17 protein-coding genes are annotated in these 22,706 nt (G+C 40.9%); 1 reads left to right on the top strand and 16 read right to left on the bottom strand.

The window, feature by feature from the left end; genetic code table 11:
- Nucleotides 1-28: 28 nt before the first annotated feature.
- The 5 genes from purK to A4H00_RS04195 all read right to left on the bottom strand — a co-directional run bounded on the left by purK (nucleotide 29) and on the right by A4H00_RS04195 (nucleotide 5,647).
- Complete coding sequence (gene purK, locus A4H00_RS04215) at nucleotides 29-1,096, bottom strand: 5-(carboxyamino)imidazole ribonucleotide synthase (RefSeq protein ID WP_067087592.1); 1,068 nt, start codon at nucleotides 1,094-1,096, stop codon at nucleotides 29-31.
- Complete coding sequence (gene purE / locus A4H00_RS04210) at nucleotides 1,083-1,574, bottom strand: 5-(carboxyamino)imidazole ribonucleotide mutase (protein WP_067087590.1); 492 nt, start codon at nucleotides 1,572-1,574, stop codon at nucleotides 1,083-1,085. Before purE ends, purK begins: the two co-directional genes overlap by 14 nt.
- A 9-nt stretch (nucleotides 1,575-1,583) precedes the next feature.
- A complete protein-coding gene (gene purD, locus A4H00_RS04205; RefSeq protein WP_067087589.1) occupies nucleotides 1,584-2,843 on the bottom strand; it encodes a phosphoribosylamine--glycine ligase in 1,260 nt (419 codons plus the stop codon).
- Nucleotides 2,844-3,254: 411 nt separating this feature from the next.
- Nucleotides 3,255-4,970, bottom strand: a complete 1,716-nt coding sequence (locus A4H00_RS04200) for a hypothetical protein (RefSeq protein WP_067087587.1) — start codon at nucleotides 4,968-4,970, stop codon at nucleotides 3,255-3,257.
- Nucleotides 4,970-5,647, bottom strand: coding sequence for a YSIRK-type signal peptide-containing protein (locus tag A4H00_RS04195; protein ID WP_067087586.1), 678 nt, complete (start codon nucleotides 5,645-5,647; stop codon nucleotides 4,970-4,972). The genes A4H00_RS04200 and A4H00_RS04195 overlap by 1 nt, the downstream gene beginning before the upstream one ends.
- 122 nt (nucleotides 5,648-5,769) lie before the next feature.
- Between A4H00_RS04195 and A4H00_RS04190 the strand changes: the two genes are divergently transcribed.
- On the top strand, nucleotides 5,770-7,632 hold the full coding sequence (locus A4H00_RS04190; protein ID WP_067087584.1) for a GBS Bsp-like repeat-containing protein: 1,863 nt from the start codon (nucleotides 5,770-5,772) through the stop codon (nucleotides 7,630-7,632).
- A gap of 113 nt (nucleotides 7,633-7,745) precedes the next feature.
- Here A4H00_RS04190 and purH read toward each other — a convergent pair whose 3' ends face one another.
- From purH to A4H00_RS04125, 11 genes are all read right to left on the bottom strand, one after another.
- Nucleotides 7,746-9,293: a bifunctional phosphoribosylaminoimidazolecarboxamide formyltransferase/IMP cyclohydrolase gene (gene purH, locus A4H00_RS04185; protein ID WP_067087582.1), complete on the bottom strand. Its 1,548-nt coding sequence runs from the start codon at nucleotides 9,291-9,293 to the stop codon at nucleotides 7,746-7,748.
- 66 nt (nucleotides 9,294-9,359) lie between these two features.
- Nucleotides 9,360-9,812, bottom strand: coding sequence for a GNAT family N-acetyltransferase (locus A4H00_RS04180; RefSeq protein ID WP_067087579.1), 453 nt, complete (start codon nucleotides 9,810-9,812; stop codon nucleotides 9,360-9,362).
- Between the two features lie 68 nt (nucleotides 9,813-9,880).
- Nucleotides 9,881-10,423 carry a phosphoribosylglycinamide formyltransferase gene (gene purN, locus A4H00_RS04175; protein ID WP_067087577.1) on the bottom strand — a complete coding sequence of 181 codons (543 nt, stop codon included), beginning with the start codon at nucleotides 10,421-10,423 and terminating at the stop codon, nucleotides 9,881-9,883.
- The gene (gene purM / locus A4H00_RS04170) at nucleotides 10,420-11,439 is read right to left on the bottom strand and encodes a phosphoribosylformylglycinamidine cyclo-ligase (protein WP_067087575.1); all 1,020 of its coding nucleotides are present in this window, start codon (nucleotides 11,437-11,439) and stop codon (nucleotides 10,420-10,422) included. The genes purN and purM overlap by 4 nt, the downstream gene beginning before the upstream one ends.
- Nucleotides 11,440-11,486: 47 nt before the next feature.
- Nucleotides 11,487-12,926, bottom strand: coding sequence for an amidophosphoribosyltransferase (gene purF, locus A4H00_RS04165; RefSeq protein WP_067087573.1), 1,440 nt, complete (start codon nucleotides 12,924-12,926; stop codon nucleotides 11,487-11,489).
- A gap of 9 nt (nucleotides 12,927-12,935) precedes the next feature.
- On the bottom strand, nucleotides 12,936-16,661 hold the full coding sequence (locus A4H00_RS04160; protein WP_067087571.1) for a phosphoribosylformylglycinamidine synthase: 3,726 nt from the start codon (nucleotides 16,659-16,661) through the stop codon (nucleotides 12,936-12,938).
- 1 nt (nucleotide 16,662) lies between these two features.
- Nucleotides 16,663-17,370 carry a phosphoribosylaminoimidazolesuccinocarboxamide synthase gene (gene purC / locus A4H00_RS04155; protein ID WP_067087569.1) on the bottom strand — a complete coding sequence of 236 codons (708 nt, stop codon included), beginning with the start codon at nucleotides 17,368-17,370 and terminating at the stop codon, nucleotides 16,663-16,665.
- A 321-nt stretch (nucleotides 17,371-17,691) separates the two neighbouring features.
- On the bottom strand, nucleotides 17,692-17,931 hold the full coding sequence (locus A4H00_RS04150) for a phosphopantetheine-binding protein (protein WP_067087567.1): 240 nt from the start codon (nucleotides 17,929-17,931) through the stop codon (nucleotides 17,692-17,694).
- Entirely contained in the window at nucleotides 17,924-18,931 is a 1,008-nt protein-coding gene (gene plsX / locus A4H00_RS04145; protein ID WP_067087565.1) for a phosphate acyltransferase PlsX, read from the bottom strand. Before plsX ends, A4H00_RS04150 begins: the two co-directional genes overlap by 8 nt.
- A gap of 70 nt (nucleotides 18,932-19,001) precedes the next feature.
- Nucleotides 19,002-19,871: a zinc metalloprotease gene (locus tag A4H00_RS04140; RefSeq protein ID WP_067087564.1), complete on the bottom strand. Its 870-nt coding sequence runs from the start codon at nucleotides 19,869-19,871 to the stop codon at nucleotides 19,002-19,004.
- Between the two features lie 1,580 nt (nucleotides 19,872-21,451).
- Nucleotides 21,452-22,168, bottom strand: coding sequence for an ATP-binding cassette domain-containing protein (locus tag A4H00_RS04125; RefSeq protein WP_067087558.1), 717 nt, complete (start codon nucleotides 22,166-22,168; stop codon nucleotides 21,452-21,454).
- Nucleotides 22,169-22,706 lie beyond the last annotated feature (538 nt).

Raw genomic sequence — 22,706 nt, 5'->3', positions numbered from 1 at the left:
TTATTTTATATAGGGAACTCCTCCATAATTATATGCTGACCTCATCCACCTGCTCCGTCAACAGGGTAATATGCCCCATCTTCCGGTTGTGCTTGGCTTCTGCTTTGCCGTAGAGATGAAGGTGAGCTTGTGGATGCTTAGCCATGAATCTTTGCACCGCCTCCATATCCTGACCCAAGACATTGAGCATGACAGCTGGTGCGTGGAGCTGGATTTTAGGCAAAGATTCGCCTAGAATACCCAAGATATGGGTATCAAATTGGGAAAAGTTACAAGCCTCAATGCTATAATGACCAGAGTTGTGAGGGCGTGGTGCGATTTCATTGACCAAAATAGTTGAGCCTGCCACAAACATCTCTATACATAGTGTACCAAAAAGTTGCAAGTCTGTGGCAATTTTTCTTGCCATTTGGACAGCTTTTTCAGCCAAACTTTCAGAAATGCGGGCTGGGACAATGGTTTTCGCGAGAATATTGTTGCGGTGACTATTTTCTTGGACTGGAAAAACAGTCAGCTCTCGTCCATTTCCTGAAACCAAGACGGAAATTTCCATGTCAAACGGCACAAAATCTTCCAAAACGCAGTCGGTCTTGTCTGCCAAGACTTTTGCCTGTGCTAAACTTGCCTCATCATGAATGACGACTTGGCCATGACCGTCATAACCACCTGCCGCTGTTTTCAACACTCGCTTGGTTTCAAAGTCATAATCTGCCAAATCGCTACTGGAAGTAATCACTCGATAAGGGGCTAAACCTACGCCTGCCTTCTTCAAAAAGTTTTTTTCTGCAATACGATTTTGGGAAATTCGTAGCAAGTCCGTTCCTTGAGGTAGAAGCACCTTGTCTGCTACTGCATCAAGACTAGCAGCATCTACATTTTCAAATTCATAGGTCAAGACGTCACAACGCTCTACCAAGGTACGTAGGGCATCTACATCTGCATAGTCTGCCACGATGACCTCACTCACTCGAGAGGCTGGGCAATCCGCTACCGGATCAAGCGTAAGCACCTTATGCCCACGGTAAATGGCAGCAATTGCCATCATTTGACCCAACTGTCCGCCTCCAATAATCCCAATTGTTTTAGATAAGGTCATGACTTGACTCCTCTGCCAGTTTGCTTTGTTTTTCAGCAAATACTACTAATTTTTTGTTTAATTCTGAGTTTTCCAGAGCTAAAATCCGCACCGCAGACAAGGCTGCATTGGTCGCTCCGCTATCTCCAATTGCCATAGTCATAACAGGCACGCCACCTGGCATCTGCACAATGGAGTAAAGCGAATCAATTCCACTCAACGCTCGTGATTGAATTGGTACTCCGATAACTGGTAAGGTCGTCTTAGCTGCAACCATTCCTGGTAAATGCGCTGCACCACCTGCACCTGCAATGATTACCTTAATGCCTCGTTCACGAGCTTTTTCGGCATGATCAAACATCAAATCGGGCGTTCTATGGGCAGAAACAACCTTTTTTTCATAAGAAACCCCAAATTCATCCAATACCTGTGCTGCTTTTTTCATAGTTTCCCAATCTGAAATAGATCCCATGATAAGGGATATCTGTATGTGTTCCATATTTTTCTCCTATTGATTTGCCTTATTGCCAATATCTGTTCGATAAAACAGTCCTGTCGTGTCTTGCTCTTCCAACTGCTGATAAATAGTCTTTTGAGCTTGTGACACGGTGTCTTGCGTTGTGACAAGCATATAGACACGACCACCATTTGAGACTAGTTCTTGGTTCTCATTGAAGGTAGCACCTGCATAATAAGTTTCGATGTCTCCGCTAGTCTTTTCTGGTAAAGCCACCCCTTTTTCATAGGCAAGAGGATAGCCCTCACTTGCCACTACCACACCAAGAGTTACCCCCTCTTCAAGCCAAGTAAACTTAGGGACTCTTCCTGCTAATAAGTCTGTAATATTTTCCGCAAAATCAGATGTCAACTGGGGTAGAATGACCTGCGTTTCAGGATCACCAAAGCGAGCATTAAACTCAATTACCTTCGGACCTTCATCGGTCACAATCAAGCCAGCATAAAGCACACCGAGATAGGGACGTCCTTCAGCTATCATCCCTTTTAAAACAGGTCGAATAATCTCCGCTACGGACTGCTCAATCACACTAGCTGGCAGATGAGGAACCGGAGCGTAAGCCCCCATACCCCCTGTATTTGGTCCTTTATCGCCATCAAAAGCCCGTTTGTGATCCTGTGCTGTCGGCATCAGATAGAAATCCTCTCCATTGACAAAAGCAAAAAGAGAAAATTCTTCGCCGCTCAAATATTCTTCAATAACTACACGCGCACCACTATGGCCAAACTTATGATCTAGCAACATATCCTGCGCCGCTACGACTGCTTCTTCAACCGTTTCAGCAACGACCACACCTTTACCAAGGGCTAGGCCGTCTGCCTTGACCACGATTGGTGCCCCTTGTTCTTCGATGTAAGCCTTGGCTGCTTCAAAATCAGAAAAGGTCTCATAGCGTGCTGTTGGTACCCTGTATTTTTTCATAATGGATTTGGCAAAATCCTTAGACCACTCTAATTCTGCTGCATTTTTTCTCGGTCCAAAAGCGACTAAACCAGCTGCCTCAAAGGCATCCACGATACCTGCTGCCAAAGCATCATCTGGTCCTACAAAAGTCCAGCTAATAGCTTCTTTTTGGGCAAATGCAATCAATTTTGAATGTTCGGAAATAGCAATATCGACCAACTCAATTCTGTCTGCAATCATTCCGTCATTTCCTGGTGCAACAAACACCCTATCAACACCTTTTGATGCTACTAATTTCTTTGCAATCGCATGTTCACGACCACCTGAACCAACAAGCAACAACTTCATCTACACACCTCTAAAAACGTATTTTATAAGGATATTGTAACAAAATCATTCGTTTTTATCTATAAATTATATAAAATAAGCTGTTTTTCAATTCATTTCCGAACAATCGACAAATAGAATGAAAAACGAGGTCAGAGCAAAAGTCTCTGACCTCATTATTTTTGTAGATTGAACAGTTTGACACAGTAGTTGTCGGGTTTGTAAAACGTTGATAAATCAACATTCTATAAACCGCGTCAACCTTGCGGATATTGACAGTCAGGGGAGTGACTGTCAATACCCGAGCTTAGAAACTAGAGAGCGAGGACAGTCCAGTGGACTATTCATACTTGAGCCTAGAAATGAGGAAGCAAAATTGACAAAATCGATTTCTTCGAAATCACGATTGAGTCCCACTCCAGCCTTCCTGAATTATGCTTTCTTTTTAAAGAGGACAGCTCCAACTAACATCGGCAAGAAGGAAACAAGGCTCAAAATACTCCGATTCGTTCCTGTTTTGGGCAATTGTCTTGGTTTTACTGTTAAACTAGAATCCTTTCTGCTAGGTAACGTAGAGATTCCGCCATCACTCACACTTTCCACAGCGATAGTACCCGTGCCAGAGGGGGCTTTAGCAATCACTTGCGCATCATAACCTTGCCCCGTACTGGTCGTACTGGTCCTATTCGTTCCAAAACCTGAGGCACTCGTCATCGTTGCAGACGACATGATTGAGCTACTAGTCACTACTGTATTTGAAGATGGCAAGGCAGAGCTTGGCTCGCTCTTTTCCAATGCTGATGAACCAGTGACTGTGTCAGAATGAATAGTTTCTGCTGAAGAATAGTGTGATTCCGAAGTAGTAGTGCTTGGTTCAGATAAACTCGGTTTAGTTACAGTGTCGGCAGAAGGTGGAGTGCTTGGCGAATTCTCTACTTCAGTACCTTCCTCCTTGTTTTCCAAATCCGAAGGTTTTGTCGTATTGGATGACTCCGTTTCCTCACTTGATGAGGAAGTACTTCCTGTCGCACTTGGAATGCTCTCAGCAGTAGCAGAACTGGAACTTGTCGTTGTTGGTTCCTTATCTGAAGCAGCATCACTTGACGATACAGTACTATCTGAAGACGGATTTGTAGCATTTTCAGAGGATGACGTGCTAGATTCTGTTGATGGAGCAGTAGAGGCAAATGTTTCTTGGTCGAATTTTTTAAAAATAGCTAACAAATTCTCTTTACGATTCTCTATGCTTTCCTCTGTCTCCCCATCTCCAAACCGTAACTCGTCTAACACATACAGATATGGTTCTTTTTGGTAAATCAAATCCACCCATGTTTGGCGGCGTTTTTCCTGCGGTAAAGCATTGATTTTATCGATTATCTGATTATAGGCAGAAACAGCTTCTGTCATCGCATCATACTTCTTCTCAGCAAGCGATAGTAGAGATAAGGCGACATTCCTCTTCTCCTCTATCACATGACTATCTCCTGTATACCTAATCTCATCTAAAGCATCATAAAATTTATACGGTAAATCCACAGAGCTCACTTCTTCCTTACTTGCAAGAAACTCCTCACTACTTGGTCGTGATGTAGATGCTGACTCTGTTATAGGATTAGATCCAGCAGGTCCAGCTATAAGATACATAGTATACCAATGTTTTTTCCCACCTTGTTTCTCTTCAAATTGATTCGCTTGGATTAAAATATCGTTGATGACCGTCATTTGCTCCAACAAATGTTCCCATTGTTGAAACTTTTTCTGCTTGGTAGCCTCTAACTCTTCAAAAGTTGGAAATGCTTGAGATAACTCCTCAATCGTAAAGTCATCATAAGAAGTATAACCATTTTCATTTACATATAAGTTAGAAATACCACCTTCAATTTGAATATTCTCTAATTTTTGAATGGCTACGGCAATAGTCGCTTTCTTATCATTGACTTCTTTCACCGCCTGAGCAATCGCTTTTTCGTCTGCTATTTTGCCTTTAATGCGGTTTTCTAGTAGTGTTAGATGTTTCAGTACATTTTCACGGTTTAGATATCTACCCGAACTATGAACATCAGTCCAAATAGATCTGAAGCCCTCATCAGCAAAATCATTAAACTGTTCCTTGCGAGTTTCTTCTGGCTGTGCATTAAAATAGGTCACTACCTCATTATATTTTTTCTTGCTTCTTTTAAATCGTCATAATTTTTCTCCAAATTACGTAAATCATTAAAGGCTGACCGCTGATCTCGAATCATATTATTTTCATTACGATCTGAATTTATAAAAATTAAATTATGAAACGAACTACTCAATGAATATGTTGGCTCTATAACTCTATTTACCACTGGGTAACTATATCGTACCTTAGAATTAGGTGACAAATCAACTTCTTTCAACCTTCCCAAATCCGAAAATCCTAGTTTATGCTCAATGCCTTTACTAGCATAAAACGCATTCCACTTGGTCAAGACTTCATCAATTAACTCATATTTGAATTGAATTGACGCTAATAATGTTAGAAGTTCGTCTTTTCTCTCGAGTGTTTCATCTCCTAAATTACCTAAATAATAATTTTCAGAAGAGAGAATTTTCTTAACCTGTTCTTCCCTCAAATCATTATTTTTCAACTTTAAAAGCGCTGCTACAACTTCATCACGCTTCGCTTCTACCTCTTTTATGGCTGCTTGACGAGCTGCCTCATCATTCGTTGACTCGGTATCTGCTTTGACAATCTCAAGCGTTCTAAGTTGTGGAACTGCGGGAACCATTGCTGTTCCTAGACCAATCGACACAACACCTACTGCTAGCTTTCTCAAGCTAAATCTTTGTTTTTTCATATAACAAAACTCCTTTATTTACTATCCTAATTTTACCCCCCCCCGATATATTTTGTCAATATTTTTTATAAGGATTTCTATTTTTCTAACTTTTTCCGAACAGTTAAGACAGGAGGGTTTAAATGAAAAAATATTCAACAGTATTTCTATCGTCTGCTATGCTTCTTGCGAGCCTAACCTATGCACCAAAAGTACATGCCTATTCATCCTATGGACGTTGGTACAATGCCAATCAGAACAATCAAGCTAGTTCTACACCCGTGACACCATCAACGTCAAGCCAAGAGACTCAGCCGACTCAGCCGAGTCAACCAAGTCAACCTAACCAAGAGACACCTTCTCCAGCAATTGATCCGACTATCGTCCAGCAACCTCTATCTACACAGGTCGATGGGCAGGAAGTATCGGTTTTTTACAATCGAACAGATAGTCAACGCGGCAGCGTGATCATGTATGCTATCTGGTCTGAAGCAAATGGCCAGGATGATTTACAATGGCATACCGCTGGAGAAAGCATCACAACTATTTCGCTCAAAAATCCGAAAAATTACGGTACCTACCTTATTCATTCCTATATTATGGTGAACAATCGTCTAACATTTTTGGAAGAAAGTAAATTTGTACTTGACAGACCTCACTTTCTACCTGAAAATCAAGGCAATTCACTAGATAAAGAAAAACAATCTGAGCAAAATCCATCCGAAGAGAAACCAGATAAACCCAAAGAGACTCCTCAAACAACTCCACCAGCTGTTTCAGCAAGTGTTTCTAAACCAGGATTTATCGATATACAGGTCGAACATGTCCCAAATACCGTAACCGAAGTAAAAATTCCGGTTTGGTCTATCAATAATGGTCAGGATGATATTATTTGGTACAATGCTACTCGTAACGCTGATGGAACGTATGGCTTACAAGTTGATTTAAAACGTCATAAACTAGACACTGGAAATTATGCTATCCATGTCTATGGTAAGGAGGCAAGCTCTTCCTTAAAAATCCTGACACATACTCAAATTTCTATTGAAAAAGAGCAACTTCCTGTTAATCCAGATCCTAAGCTCGCCATTACGGCCCTAAACCCAGCAAACGGCACCTACCAAGTGCAGGTCACACCACAAGTTGGAGGAAAATCCATCAAAAAAGTGGATGTCGCAACCTGGTCTACCGACAATCAAAGCAACCTCAAATGGCGTGTTGCCTCTTATCAAGATGGAGTTTATACGACCAATGTTAACTTCTCTGAGCATCAGAGTATCAATGGATTCTACCACAATCATGTCTATATTACCTATGGCGACGGAAGTCGATTGGGGTATGCCACTGAGAAAGTCGATTTGACCAATGCCCGCGCCGCTGTAAAAGTTACCACAACATTTAGCTCTCAAGGAAATTTCCGGGTCACACTCGACAATATTTATGGTGGCGGAAATGTTAGCTATGCCGTTTGGTCAGATGAAAACGGGCAAGATGATCTTCGCTGGTATGCAGCTACTAAAGCTGGAGATAAGACCTATACTGGAGATATTCCACTCCATTTCCACAAGGGTACAGGAAAATACCATCTCCATGTCTATCAAAATGGAAAAGGATTGATTCCATCTACCTTCCAAGTAACTACCTCTCAGCTCCCTGCACCTAAGCCTATCATCCGAACAGAGCCAAATACCTACCCTGTCGGCCAATGTACATGGGGAGCAAAAGAGCTTGCACCATGGATTCCTAACTACCTTGGCCATGCAAAATATTGGGCAAGCAATGCCAGAGCTCAGGGATTTGAAGTCGGTACAACTCCTCGTGTCGGAGCTGTTGCTGTTTGGACAGATGGTCAATTTGGACATGTCGGTGTCGTTACTGCTGTAGAAAGTCCAACCCGTATCCGCCTTAAAGAATCAAACTTTAATGGGCATCAATATGTGGGTGATTTCCGCGGTTGGTTTAATCCTGTCGCAGGGGGAATTGCATCCTATATCTATCCACAATAAACAGCAAAATCCCAAGCGTAGCAACGCTCGGGATTTTTTGGAGATTAATGAAAAAGAAAATTTAGGATATTTATAGTATACGTCTCGAACCTTAAAGAGGGCTTAAACGAAACTCAGTGCCTAAAATGTCGGACATCGGTGAAAATCATGGTGAGGCCATGTTTATCTGCTGCTGCAATGGATTCTTGGTCACGGACGGAACCCCCGGGTTGGATAATAGCCTTGATACCAGCTGCTGCGATTTCTTCGATATTATCTGCAAATGGGAAGAAAGCGTCACTAGCAAGAACGGCTCCCTCTAGGCGGTCTTTTGCTTGTTCAATGGCAATTTTAACGGAAGCCACACGATTGGTTTGCCCAGGGCCAACGCCTAGCACCATATGGTCATTTGTGATGATAATGCCGTTTGACTTGACATATTTGATGGACTTCCAAGCAAATTCAAGGGCTGTTTGCTCTTCAGAACTCGGCTGACGCTTGGTGACAACCGTCCAGTCGCTTGGGCTTTCTGCTACAACATCTTGATCTTGGATAAGGAGGCCCCCCAGCACACCAGTCACTTCTTTTTCAGCTGTACTGGCTAGGTGCTGGCTAAAATCAAGCTCCAGAATTCGAAGATTTTTCTTTTTATGGGTCAAAATCTCCAAGGCTTCTGGGGTATAACTTGGTGCGATGATGATTTCAAGGAAAATCGGGTGCATTTTTTCAGCAGTTGTCGCATCTACCTCACGGTTCAAGACGACAATGCCACCAAAAATCGACACAGGATCTGACGCATACGCATAATCCCAAGCTGTTTCAAGATCATCTGCCTGCCCAATACCACATGGATTCATGTGTTTGAGGGCTACAACGGTTGGGCGATCCTGAAAATCACGGATAATACGAATGGCTGCATCGGCATCTCGAATATTATTAAAGGACAGCTCTTTGCCGTTCAGTTGCTTGCTAGCTGCAATCGAGTAAGCAAGAGGCAGGGCTGTTTGATAGAAGTCCGCATCCTGTTGCGGATTTTCACCGTAGCGCATCGGTTGTTTAAGTTCGTAGGTCAGAGTAAGCTTTTCTGGCTTTTCTTCTCCGACTTGATTAGTAAAGTAGTCTGCAATCAGAGAATCATAGGCTGCGGTATGGCGGAAAACCTTAGCTGCTAAGCGTTTGCGGATGGCAAGACTGGTCTCACCTGTTGCTTGCAATTCCTCCAGTACCCCGTGATAATCTGCTGGATCAACGACCACAGTTACGCTGGCATGGTTTTTGGCAGCTGAGCGAAGCATAGAAGGTCCACCAATATCAATATTTTCTACCGCTTCCGCATAGGTGACATCAGGCTTTATAACCGTTTCTTTGAAGGGATACAGATTGACCACTACTAGGTCAATCAAGTCAATCCCCTGTGATTTTGCCGCTTCTAGGTGACTATTTACATCTCGTCTCGCTAAAAGTCCCCCATGAATCTTAGGGTGGAGGGTTTTCACCCGCCCATCCATCATCTCTGGAAATCCTGTCACCTCATCGATTGCAATCGTTGCTACACCTGCCGCATCTAAGGTTGACTTGGTTCCGCCAGTTGAGATAATGTCCCAGCCCAATTGGACTAATTCCTGTGCAAATGCTACAATGCCTGTCTTATCCGATACACTAATCAAGGCTTTTTTTGTCATGATTTCTCCTTATTTTTCTTTGTTATCAATGATTCGTTCTTTTTGCTATTTGATACTGTTCCATATTTATTTTTCAACTTCAAGAGTTCGTCTGGTAAAGATTTCTCGCTCATCTTGGCCAAATTTCGCAAAACCCAGCGAGTGCAACAATCGTTCCATTTTCTGATTTCCCTTAACAAAATCAGCCCGAATGGTGTTGTATTTTCCAATCGCCTTAGCTTGTTCCATTAAGGCTAAGATGGCCGCTTTCCCATATCCTTTTCCCTGCTGACTGTTATCAATCATCAGGCGCCAAATCATATAACAGGCTTCTTCCTCATCTACATCAATCAAGGCAAAGCCGACGACTTGATGATCAGCGTAAATAGCATATGGAAAGACATCACCATTCTCCCGATAAAGCCAACAATCTGCTAATGAGCGAAGGTTAGAAGCCACAAATGACCTATCCTCCTCTGCCAGGCTCAAATCAATGACCTGAGCAAAATTTTCCTCATCAACTAATCTCAGTGTGACCATTTTAGTTACTCCTTTCCTTTTGTAATCCATCATGACATACAACCATTCTACCATACTGGACTTACAAATTAAGATAGTAACTTCCGAATCACCTCTGGATAGAGTTGGTATTCCATCGCATGAATGCGCTCTTCAAAACTCTCAAGGGTATCATCTGCAAAAATCGGCACCCGCTCTTGTCTGATAATCTGACCGCTATCAACACCTGAATCCACCCAATGAACAGTCACGCCAGATTGAGCAACACCTGCATTCCAGGCTTCTTCAATGCCGTGAGCTCCTGGAAATTCTGGCAGATAAGCTGGATGAATGTTGATTATCCGCCCCTCATAGCGAGATAGCAAGGTTTCTGCCACAATTTTCATATATCCTGCTAGGACAACCAAGTCTACTTGGTGCTGGTCTAATAGCTCCACAATCGCATGTTCATAAGCTGCTTTATTCTCAAATTCCTTGAGTTCAAAGGCATAAGCTGTCACACCAAGATTCTTGGCTCGCTCGAGTACATAGGCATCTCGGTGATCTGAAAAGACAAATTCAAGAGGAAATCGCTCCGCAATCACTTGAAAATTAGACCCATTCCCTGAAGCAAACACAGCTATTTTCTTCATTGGATGACCACACTTTGATTTGTTTTTTCAATGATACGGCCAATTTCATAGACTTCCTCATCCACAAGTTCCTTGATACGCTCCACATCTTCTGCTGCTACCGCAAGAACCATTCCTAAGCCCATGTTGAAGATTTCAAACATTTCCGCATGAGGAATCTTACCGTATTTCTCCAAGGCCTTGAAAATCGGTAAGACCGGCACCTTACTCTCATCAATCACAGCTGCTAGCTCTTCGCCAAACATCCGCGGAATATTTTCGATAAAACCACCGCCTGTAATATGAGCAATCCCATGCACTAAACCTTCCTTAATTAGAGGAAGAAGTGTCTGAACGTAGATTCGTGTTGGTTCCAGCAAGACTTCCTTGAGAGGTTTCCCTTCTAATTCAGGCAAGCATTCCTCGCCTGTATAATCTGCGAAAACACGGCGAACAAGAGAGTAACCGTTTGAATGAATACCACTGGAAGCAAGACCTAACAGAACATCGCCTGCCACGACCTTAGAACCGTCAATGATTTGGGATTTTTCTGCAATGCCAACGGCAAAACCGGCTAAATCATAATCATCTTCACCATACATTCCAGGCATTTCAGCCGTTTCTCCACCGATAAGAGCAGCACCTGCTAGACAACAACCATCTGCAACTCCCTTGACGACCTGCTCAAGTTTTTCAGGGATGTTTTTCCCAGTCGCAATATAATCTAAGAAATAAAGCGGTTCTGCTCCTGCTGCGACAATATCATTGACACACATGGCTACACAATCCTGACCAATGGTATCGTGTTTATCGTACTGAATAGCCAGAATCAGCTTAGTCCCAACTCCGTCTGTTCCAGAAATCAAGACAGGTTCTTTGACCGAGAGTTTACTCAAATCAAACATGCCTCCAAAGCCCCCGAGAGCCCCCATAACGCCTAAACGCTCTGTCTTTTTAACATGCTTTTTGATGCGCTCAACTACTTCATATCCAGCTTCCACATCCACACCTGATGCTGCGTATGAATTTTTTGACATCCTTTTCTCCTTTTTATCACTAAATACAGCAATTAAACGACTAACATTTAGTAGAAACTCGTTTTTTCTGCCAGACTTTCCAAATACCGCTCCTCGTAATCATACAGCGGAATCGGGTACTTCCCATCAAAATAAGCAACACAGAGACCACCATTTGGAGCATCTGTTTCCATTCCTACTCCCTCAATCAAGCCCTCTAAAGACAGAAAGGTCAAACTATCTGCTCCAATAATCTCGCAAATCTCCTCATTGCTATGATTGGCCGCAATCAATTCGCTCCGATTTTGAATATCAATTCCGAAAAAACAAGGGTACTTGAGAGGAGGGCTTGCAATCGCTACGTGGACCTCTGCTGCTCCTGCATCTCGCAATAATTGGACAATTCGCCGACTAGTTGTTCCACGAACAATCGAATCATCGACCATGACCACGCGCTTATTTCTGACAATGCTCGATACGGCAGATAATTTCATCCGGACCCCTTGCTCCCGTAATTCCTGGGTTGGTTGAATAAAGGTCCGCTGAGTATATTGGTTCTTGATCAAGCCCATTTCGTAAGGCAAGCCTGATTCTTCCGCATAACCACTCGCTGCAGACAAAGAAGAATTTGGCACACCGACCACAATATCTGCTTCAATTTTTGCTTCTTGTGCCAAACGGCGTCCCATTTTCTTTCGTGCCGCATGAACATTGACCCCATTGATCACACTATCTGGTCGTGCGAAATAGACATATTCCATGGAACAGATAGAGAGCTGGGTATCGTCTGTGTAGCGATCATGTTGAATTCCTTGATCATCTATGATGACCAACTCCCCTGGTTTTACATCTTCAATCCAATCTGCACCAACAACTTCAAAAGCGCAAGTTTCACTTGAAACAACCCAAGCTCCATTTTTCATCCGACCAATCGAAAGAGGACGAAAACCATTTGGATCAAGCGCTGCAATCAGCTTATCTTCCGCCATAATCAAATAGGCAAATCCACCCTTAACTTGATTGAGAGCCTCCTTGATTTTAGCAAGGAGCGTTTCTTTTTGACTTCGACGAATGAGGTGCATGAGAATTTCTGTATCAGAAGAACTAGCAAAGATAGCTCCTTGCGCTTCTAATTCTCTCTTTAAACTTTGGGTGTTGGTCAAATTCCCATTATGAGCTAAGCCTAATTGCATATCAAAAAAGTCAAATAGAAAGGGTTGAACATTATTGATTGACGCACCGCCTGCTGTTGCATAACGGACATGACCAATAGCTGCTTGACCTGTCAAGGCTTCCAAATCTTCTTGATGCTTAAAGACTTCAGAGACCAGGCCTAAGCCACGATGACGGCGCAAGGTTCCTGCTTGATTAGCCAAGATACCCGCTCCTTCCTGACCACGGTGTTGCAAACTATGCAGTCCAAAATAGGTCACTTGGCTAGCCTGTGGATGACCCCAAATACCAAACAAGCCACATTCCTCATTGAGCGATTTTACTTCGTATGTCATATCATCCTCTTATTTCTTTGTGAAATACCGTACAGCACTTTCAAACAGCTTCTGGTCTTTTTCTCCCGGAATATTTTGGAACAAACCAGTTTCATAACGTTCAGAATGTCCCATTTTCCCGATGATTTGTCCGTTCTTGCTGGTAATCCCTTCAATCGCATAGAAGGAGCCATTTGGATTGTAACGACTATCCATACTTGGCTGCCCTTCAAAATCTACATACTGGCTGAATATCTGCCCTTGATTACGAAGTTCTCTAAATTCTGCTTCTGTCACAACGAATTTCCCCTCTCCATGTGATACTGGAATGGCATGAATAGCACCTACTTCCACACCAGCTAACCACGGTGAATTAGTATTTGCAATACGCGTTTCCACCATTTTCGCTACGTGCTGATTGGCATCATTATAAAAGAGAGTTGGGCTCGTCTCGCCTGCCTCTTCAAAATTACCATAAGGAAGAAGACCTGATTTGACAAGAGCTTGGAATCCATTACAAATACCGATAATCAGACCACCACGCGCCATAAATGCGTCAATCGCAGCCCTTATTTTTTCATTGAGCAAAATATTCACAATAAATTTTGCAGATCCGTCTGGCTCATCTGCCGCTGAAAATCCACCTGCAAAAAAGAGAATGTGGGCTTGGCTAATGGATTGAACCATTCTCTCAACAGACTGAGCCAGTGCTGCTTCATCCAGCGTTACAAATGGTTCTAAGCGCACCTTGGCACCAACTTGTTCAAAGGCCTTAGCCGAATCATACTCTGAGTTTGTTCCCGGAAAAACGGGAATATACACCAAGGGTTGGCTGATTGTTTCTTTATTTTCACGCACAAAATCGGTCACAACTGGTGCTACTTCTGCCATAAGGCTGTCCTGCTCAAATACAGTCGGATAAATATCCTCGAAAGTCCTCTCAAAACTTGCTAACAAATCAGTAATCGGTAAATCAACACCATTGATGACGAGGCTTGCTTCACTCCTTGTCTGTCCGATTTTCAAAACTCCCTCAATCTCATCTGGGCTAGCAAAGACAAAGCCACCCAATTGCCCCTGTAAGCTGCTTTCAAGCTGAGGAAGGTCAACGCTTGCTCCGATATGGTTGCCAAAGGTCATAAGTGCAAGGGTTTCTGCTACACCACCGTATTTCACAGCAGCTGCAGCTGTTATCTTGTGTTTTGCTTGAATGTGAGTGAAGGTTTTGAAATTTTCTTTTATAGTCTCAAAATCAATTTCTGCAGAAATAGCAGTCCCTGGAATGTAATAGATGTATTCTCCAGTAGCCTTAAATTCTGGCGATAAAATCCGTCCAACAGTTGAAGTCGTCACTCCGAAGGCTACTAAGGTCGGAGGAACAGTTAATTCTTCAAACGTTCCAGACATCGAATCTTTTCCCCCAATTGATGGGAGGCCTAGTTGAATCTGAGCTTCAATAGAGCCAAGAAGCGCAGCGACTGGTTTTCCAAAACGTTCTGCCTGCTTGTCCATTCTCTCAAAGTATTCTTGATAAGAGAAACGGGCTTTTTCCCAATCACTTCCTGTTGCCACCAAGCGACTGGTTGCTTCAATGACCGCATAAGCTGCTCCGTGGTAGGGAGACCATTCTGCAATCAAGGGATTGTAACCTTGTGCCATCACAGAAACGGTTTCTGTCACACCATGCGCAACTGGCAACTTCTGAACGGAACTTTCCGACGGTGTGATTTGATAGCGACCACCAAGAGGATGATTGACCGTTGAACGACCTACGGAACTATCAAAAATGGTTTGTAAGCCCTTTTGACTAGCATGATTTGAATCAGATAATACAAACTGCACATCCTCTTTCAATGTATGGATGGAGGTTACGCGTTGCTCTGGCAAAACACATGGACTATCTGTAACCTTCGCATCCACAACTACTCGCACACCGTTACTATCCAGGAAAGAACGTTCAATATCGACAATCTTCTGCCCTTTCCAAGTCATGACAAGATTTGCAGTTTCTGTCACAGTTGCTACAGGGACAGCTAGGATATTTTCTTTGGCTGCAAAGGTGATGAAAGTCTGCACATTTTCTGGCGCAACAACGACTGCCATACGCTCTTGACTTTCTGAAATAGCAATTTCTGTCCCATTCAATCCCTGGTATTTGAGTGGGATCTTATCCAAATCAATCTCTAAACCGTCTGCCAACTCCCCAATTGCAACGCAGACTCCGCCTGCTCCAAAGTCATTGGATTTTTTAATCAGACGGGTCACTTCTTTCTCTCGAAAAAGTCGTTGAATTTTCCGCTCTTCAATGGCATTTCCTTTTTGAACCTCTGCACCGGCTGTTTCAACAGATGTAGCCGTCTGAACTTTTGACGATCCTGTCGCTCCACCAATCCCATCTCGACCAGTTTTCCCTCCAAGAAGAATGATGACGTCCCCTGCTACTGGTTTTTCACGAATCACATTTTCACAAGGAGCAGCACCAACAACAGCACCTAACTCCATCCGCTTTGCGACAAAACCTGGATGAAAATATTCCCGAACATAAGTCGTTGCGAGACCAATTTGGTTTCCATAAGAAGAATAACCATGGGCTGCTGTTTTTGAAATAACCTGCTGCGGTAATTTTCCTGAGCGAGTCTGAGACAAGGGTTGGGTAATGTCACCCGCCCCTGAAATTCGCATGGCTTGATAGACATAGGAACGACCTGAGAGCGGATCGCGAATAGCTCCGCCAATACAGGTTGCAGCACCACCAAAAGGCTCAATTTCTGTCGGATGATTATGGGTTTCATTTTTAAACATGAGTAGCCATGGCTCTTTTACCCCATTCACATCTACGTCAATCTCTACTGAGCAGGCATTGATTTCATCGGATACTTCAAGGTCATCCAAACGGCCATTTGCTCGTTCATACCGTCCAAAAATCGTTGCCATATCCATCAAGGTTTGTGGTTTATTGTCACGACCTAATTCTGTTCTCATAGCAAGATATTTCTCATAGGTCGCCTGTAATTGATCTTGAAATTGTGATGCTGAAAAATCAATCTGACGCAATTCTGTCTCAAAGGTTGTGTGACGACAATGATCTGACCAATAGGTATCCAAAACCTTCAACTCTGTTTCCGTCGGACAACGCCCAATCGAAGCAAAATAATCTTGAATAAAGAGCAAATCAGCTACTTCCATAGCAAGTCCTTGATCTTGTTTATACTGAGCAAAATCAGCCTCTGTGTAATCCTTGAAAAAATCAAGCACTGGAATAACCGTATTCGAACTGGAGAAATTAGGATCTTCCAACTCTTTCGTAACATCCTTAAAACGAGAATCGACAGGATTGAGCAAATAAGCCTGAATCGCTGCTACATCCTCATCGCTCGTATCAGCATTTAAAAGATAGAGCTGAGCAGTTTTTACTAGTACATCACTACCTGCGCCTAAAAGAAACAGGGCTTCCTGACTGCTCGCTGCACGCTGATCAAATTGACCAGGAAGAGCTTCAATCGCAAAGAAACGACTAGCAGCAAGACTTTCTGCCACTTCTTGCTCTGACAATACAATATCTGTTACTTTTTCTGAAAAAACACGCTCCTCAGCTAACGTCATCAAATCTTCACTCAGACCAAAGACATCATAGACCTGCACCAAGCGTACATTCGTCAATGAGTCAACCCTTAAACGCTCCTGCAATTCCCTCAATAAACTCTCTGCCTTGATTTGAAAACCAGCTTTTTTTTCGACAAAAATTCGTTTCTCCATCTTAGTCCAACTCCTGTAATTTTTCCCATACAATTTGATACACATCCGTCATATTTCCTAGCCCACGGCGAAAAACATCCTTATCCATATGGTGTCCTTCGGCATCCCAGAGCCTACAATTATCTGGAGAAAATTCATCTGCTAAAATAATCTTGCCATTCCGATCCTTCCCAAATTCCAGCTTGAAATCAATCAAGGTCAAGCCAATAGCTGCAAACCACTCTATCAATAATTGATTGATTTTCCTCGTTTCTGCCTTGATATAAGCAAGTTCTTCGGTTGAAGCAATATCCAGAAAAGCTACATGTTCATCATTGATAAAAGGGTCATCTAGCTCATCTTTCTTGTAATAAAATTCTACAATTGGCTCTACCAACTTGAGCCCTTCTGTCACACCAAAGCGCTTTGAAAATGAGCCCGCTGTATAATTTCGCAATACTACTTCTAGCGGGATAATCGCCACTTTTTTATTCAGTTGCTCCGTATCTGATAGTTTTTCTAAAAAGTGAGTGGCAATTCCTGCTCGATTTAATTTTTCAAAAATCAAAGACGAAATCTGATTATTCAATTGCCCCTTACCAAGCACTTGTTCCTTTTTTAACCCATTTAAGGCCGTCGCCTGGTCCTTATACACTGCAACAATCACCTCATCATTCTCTGTTGCATACAGATCCTTAGCTTTTCCCGAATATAACAATGATTGTTTCATATTATTGTTCGCCTTTACTTTTATATTTTTTGTATTTTGCTATATTCTAGCATACAACATTCGTTAATTCAAGAAAATATCGGTTGAATCCTATAAAAAAACAAAAAAAAGAACGCCAAAAGGCGAACGTTTTATTTGTTTTTGTAAATAAATATATAGTAGACTGAGAAAGGAATAGGACAAGGAGAAGGGCTGCAGATAGAACTGGCATTAATTGAGGATTACTCCATAATCCCTATTTCCAACCTTCAACAGTCCACCGGACTGTTGAAGCAAAGCGACTAAATGATGTCCTAACCTTTATTCAATTCACTATGCTTATTAATCCACTCGCTGTTCAATATAATCAACAATATCTGCCAGCGTCTCAAATCCTTCAATGGCTTCATCTGGAATAGTAATCTGAAACTCATCTTCCAAGGTCAACACAAGCTCCATAACTTCAACAGAATCTTCTGCTAACTCCTCAGTAACCATTAAATCAGGACGAAGCTCAAGGCCTTCACCTTTTTCTTCTATCAGAATTTCTTCCATTCTCTGATAAATTTCTTCTTTAGTCACTCGTCTCCTCCTCATGTGAAAAACGCTCTACTGATTTTTGGACAATTCCAGCCTCTAACATCGTTCTCGTTTGACGAATCGTATAGTAAATTACTGCCGCATCACTTGAACCATGGGCTTTAATAACAGGAGCTTTCAAGCCTAGCAGTACCGCTCCACCAGCTTTTTTATAGTCCAAAGCCCCTAAGGCTGATTTCAACGTTGGCTTCAAGAGCAAGCCACCTATCTTAGCAAGTAAGCCACCATTTTTGATCGCTGAGTTTAATTGACTGAGAATGCTTTTTGCCGTTCCTTCAATCGTTTTTAGGACAGCGTTTCCCGTGAAACCATCGGTAACAACCACATCTGCAACACCATTTAGCAATTCACGCGCCTCAACATTACCGATAAAATGAATACTTTCATCCTGTGATAGCAAGTCATAAGCTTCTTTATGAACAGGAGTCCCTTTTGATTCTTCCGTCCCATTGTTTAGTAAGGCCACCCGTGGACGAGCGATTCCTCGTACATATTGAGCATAGAAAGACCCTAAAATCGCATACTGATGTAAATGATGAGCTGTATTTTCTGCATTTGCTCCCAAATCCATCATATCAAAGCCTTTTCCATCCATTGTTGGTAAGGTTGACAATAGACCAGGGCGGTCAATCTGTTTCAAACGACCAACCACAAATACACCCGCAGCAAGGAGGGCACCCGTGTTTCCAGCAGAAATAACCGCATCGGCTTCCCCTGTCTTCACAGCCTTTGTCGCAAGCACCATGGAAGCATTTTTCTTCCGGCGAATGGCCTTGACCGGCTCATCATTTGATTCAATTTTTTCTTCTGTATGAATAATCGATACTCGATCCATACTCTTTAAGAGAGGCTTAATTTTCGCCTCATCACCATACAATTGAATGTCAATATCTGAAAAAGCAGCAATGGCTTGATTTACTCCTTCTACAATAGCCTGCGGAGCATGATCTCCACCCATTGCATCAACCGCAATCCGTTTCATCTTGATTCCTCCTGAAAAAGTTACTCCCTATTATACCACGAAAGACACCCTTTTTCATTTGAATACCACACTAGGTTTGTGAATGATTTATAAAATCAACAAGTAACTTTCTAAGCTCCTCCTTTTGCTCTTCTGACAAGGCTTTAGTCTTTGCATTATGACCAGACACTGTTCCCATATGCGTTCTCACGTCCCCCTTACTATTTATAGATACTAGAAATGGTACATATAACCGATCACCTTTTAGATAGGTTAAATAAATATCCGTTAGCTCCTGTCGATTTTGCTCTGTAAACTCAGAAGATTTTGTATTGATTAAATAAGCCTGTACATCTTCTGCATTCAACTCTTCTATTAGCAAAGGCAGTAACTCTTGGCACCAAGGACATGATGCAAATCCAAAATAATAAATTCCTGCTTCTTTCTGCTGTATTTTAGAAATAACAGTATTTGAGGATTGGTGAATAAATTCAATAGCATTTTCATTATAGTCTACAACAGGTGTAGAATTTCGAACTACAAATAGCCATATGACTCCAAGAGTAATAGCTGGTATGCCCAAAACAATCAGTAAATACTTCCTTAACAATAGAGGGTCCCCTTTCTTTATTATATTTATCAACGACAATAGTATAACTTCTCCGTCATTGGTTATCGGAAAGAAATTGATAATATTCATAAGACAAAAAAATTTCACGATAAACTGTAATGTATTATCAGCTGGTGCAATTATCCCTATTAAAAAAAGAATGAGCGGAGCCGAGCAAGCAATAATAAGATGATGAAAATCGTTTTTTCTATTCTCGTAAACGATAGCTATACTAGCTATTCTCCATCTTATTATTGTTTTATAGCCTAACAACCGTGCTGTTATCCAATGAATAAACTCATGCAGGACAATAATACTAGTTAGTGCCACGCAAAAATAAACAAAAATCATACTATTATCCCTTTTTCTTATAGAAAAAAGCATAACAAGTTAGCCATAAGCAAATAAATACTACGTATATATAATACAAACGAGAGTGGATTGAAAATAGATTGTATAATACCTCTGGTGTATCTACATTTTTTATAACCAGACCCATCATTGTTACTCTTGTTTCATTCACTATTTGAAAAAGTTCAATACCAAAATCGACGATAAATAGGACTAACCAAACCAAAGTAGCATAGGTATATTGTTGTAAAAATTGTTTCAAAATTGAATCTCCGTTTCTTTCTTAATCATAAACGTTATCACACAGCATAAATAAAGCGTAACTAACACTAATATCACTGGAAATCGAGTCGCTATATAAAGTAAGAGTATAGCCAAACATAATAAAACTGTCGCAACTGTTTCATTTGTACTTCCACTTGACCTTGGAAATAAAAAACCAATAAAAATAGATATGCAACTAATAGCATAAGCATGTATGAACTGAACAAGCGTTTGATTGATATATAGATTTAATAGTAGTACTGGCAATTGAAACAACCCAATAGCACATATCAACTGAATTAGCTCTACACTAGTTGATCTATTCATATGGTAATACAAACGTCTCTGCTGTTGGGTAGAATCAGCATAGTGAATAAAGACTATCCCTAGCAAGGGCCAAAAATCTAACAAATTATAGGCCATTATCGACAGATGACCAACCATAACGGAATAAATCGATACAAATCCTATAAAAACGATAGAAAACACAAATAACTTTGTCCGAACAATAGATAATAATACACTTCTAAAACCAATTGGCAACATTGATGGCAAAGGGATTCTGATAAATCTTCTAATCAAAAATACCGACCCATATACATCTTTATCCATTATCAACAATCCTAATAGAGTGACAAATCCTACCACAAAAAAGAAAATTGACAATACAAGTGGTTTAGAAATTAATGTAACTAAATAATACTCTACTTTGAACCGCACTACATATCCATAAATGAGAGCTAGTAAAAAGTAAAGAATTGTCACACTCGAATGCAAATACTTAATTGGTATTCTAGGGATTTTTAAAATAACTAGGTATAGGTAATTTAATAATAGATAGGTCGCTAAAAAGATAATATGGCAAGATACAAATAATACAGTGGATATAACTGGCGACCGCAGTATACTAAGACCTGGTATTAAAATAATAAAGAATACTTCATATAAAGAAAGAGCCACGATGACTTTAAATAATTTTAAAGATACATGCACCTCCTTTTCTGTAAAGGGCAGTGTTTTAGCAAAAAAAAAGTGCACTACTTTTTAATTGAAGTGTCGCATTAGTAAGTAAAAATATAAGAAATGCAAACACAATAGCCAGATTATTATAGCTTCCAACAGACAAGGAGATTAGTTTATTCAACTCTTCTTTGGAAATCACTCCAACCTGAGCTAAATGGACTGTTTCCACAGCATTTAAATAAAAATAAATCCCATAAATGATGACACTACCTACAAAAAATAGCTACCTATTAATCTTTTTTTGAAAGAAACGTCTTCTCAATACCCCTTGGAAAGAATCTCGGAAATAAAATTTAAGCAGAAACAAAATATTTCTGTATGTTCTGTAATTTAACATGCAAATCTCCCACTTCTTTTATTGCTTCACTAATTTTATCCACCGAACTCGTAAAATGGGTAAGATTCCCATTTGACATAATATAAATTTTATTGGGAAAATGGGTCAATACATTCAAATCATGTGATACCAATACAAAACACCGCTCTTTTTCTAATTGCTGTAATAGCTCCTGTAATAGAATAACTGTATCAAAATCTAGTCCGCTAAACAACTCGTCTGCAAATATATAAGGAGTATTTGACAAGATAGCAGCTATTATTTGAATTTTTTTCTTCATCCCAAATGAATAATTCTCCAACAGTTTATCTCTTTCTTCCGATAAATCAAATAATGAAAATAGAAATTCTACTTTATCAAAGCTTGATGTAGAATAGTGCTGCAATACAAATTGTAAATATTCATCACCTGTTAAATATTCCGGTAAATAAAAATCTGAAGGAATATAAAATATAGAATCTTTATAGTTTTTTGAACCAACAGGGAACTTTTCGCATACTATAGTTCCTTTGTCTACTAGCAGCATATTATTCACTATATTCATGAACGTTGTTTTTCCACAACCATTCGTTCCTACAATAATATAAACACCATTTCTTCCGAAGTCAATACTTACATCATTAAGAATTTTTTGTTGCCCTACTTGTTTTATAATATTTCTAACAGATAACATTTATTCTCCTTCTAGTAAAATAGGGAGCGAGAAAAAACTCGCATCCATTAAAAAGAGAGCACACTCTCTGATTCCTCAGATCGGCTACCAATAGTCATTCCCCTGACTCCCCAGATAATTGATTAAACCTATCTTTGAACTTATATCGTGTCAATCACTGCGTCAATATCTTTTTACTAAATCTGATTAAAGAAGCTAGGCTTGAGCCTAGCTCCTTTGTGAAACGATTCGTTAATGACATGCTATTCCCATCTCACCCGATTTAGGTCAATTAAATTTTATATTAAATGCAAAACTTTTTCCCCTGCTAGTGCAGTACCAAGCATACAGACCAACTGCGGCTAAAACGACTAGTGCGACTATCACCCAGCCTCATCTATTTTCAATAACTTCCTCATACTTTTTTTCCAATTCTAATGCGTATACTTGCATCGCATTAGATAGCATCGTAATCACAAATAATACTTCCACGTTATTTTATAACTTTGAAGAAGAGTTCTTCACTTTTGTTATTCGAAAAAATTATAAAAAAGTCATA

Source organism: Streptococcus marmotae (assembly GCF_001623565.1).
Taxonomy (GTDB): domain Bacteria; phylum Bacillota; class Bacilli; order Lactobacillales; family Streptococcaceae; genus Streptococcus; species Streptococcus marmotae.
The sequence above is the reverse complement of the archived record's forward strand: the minus strand, read 5'-3'. Positions and strand labels throughout refer to the sequence as shown.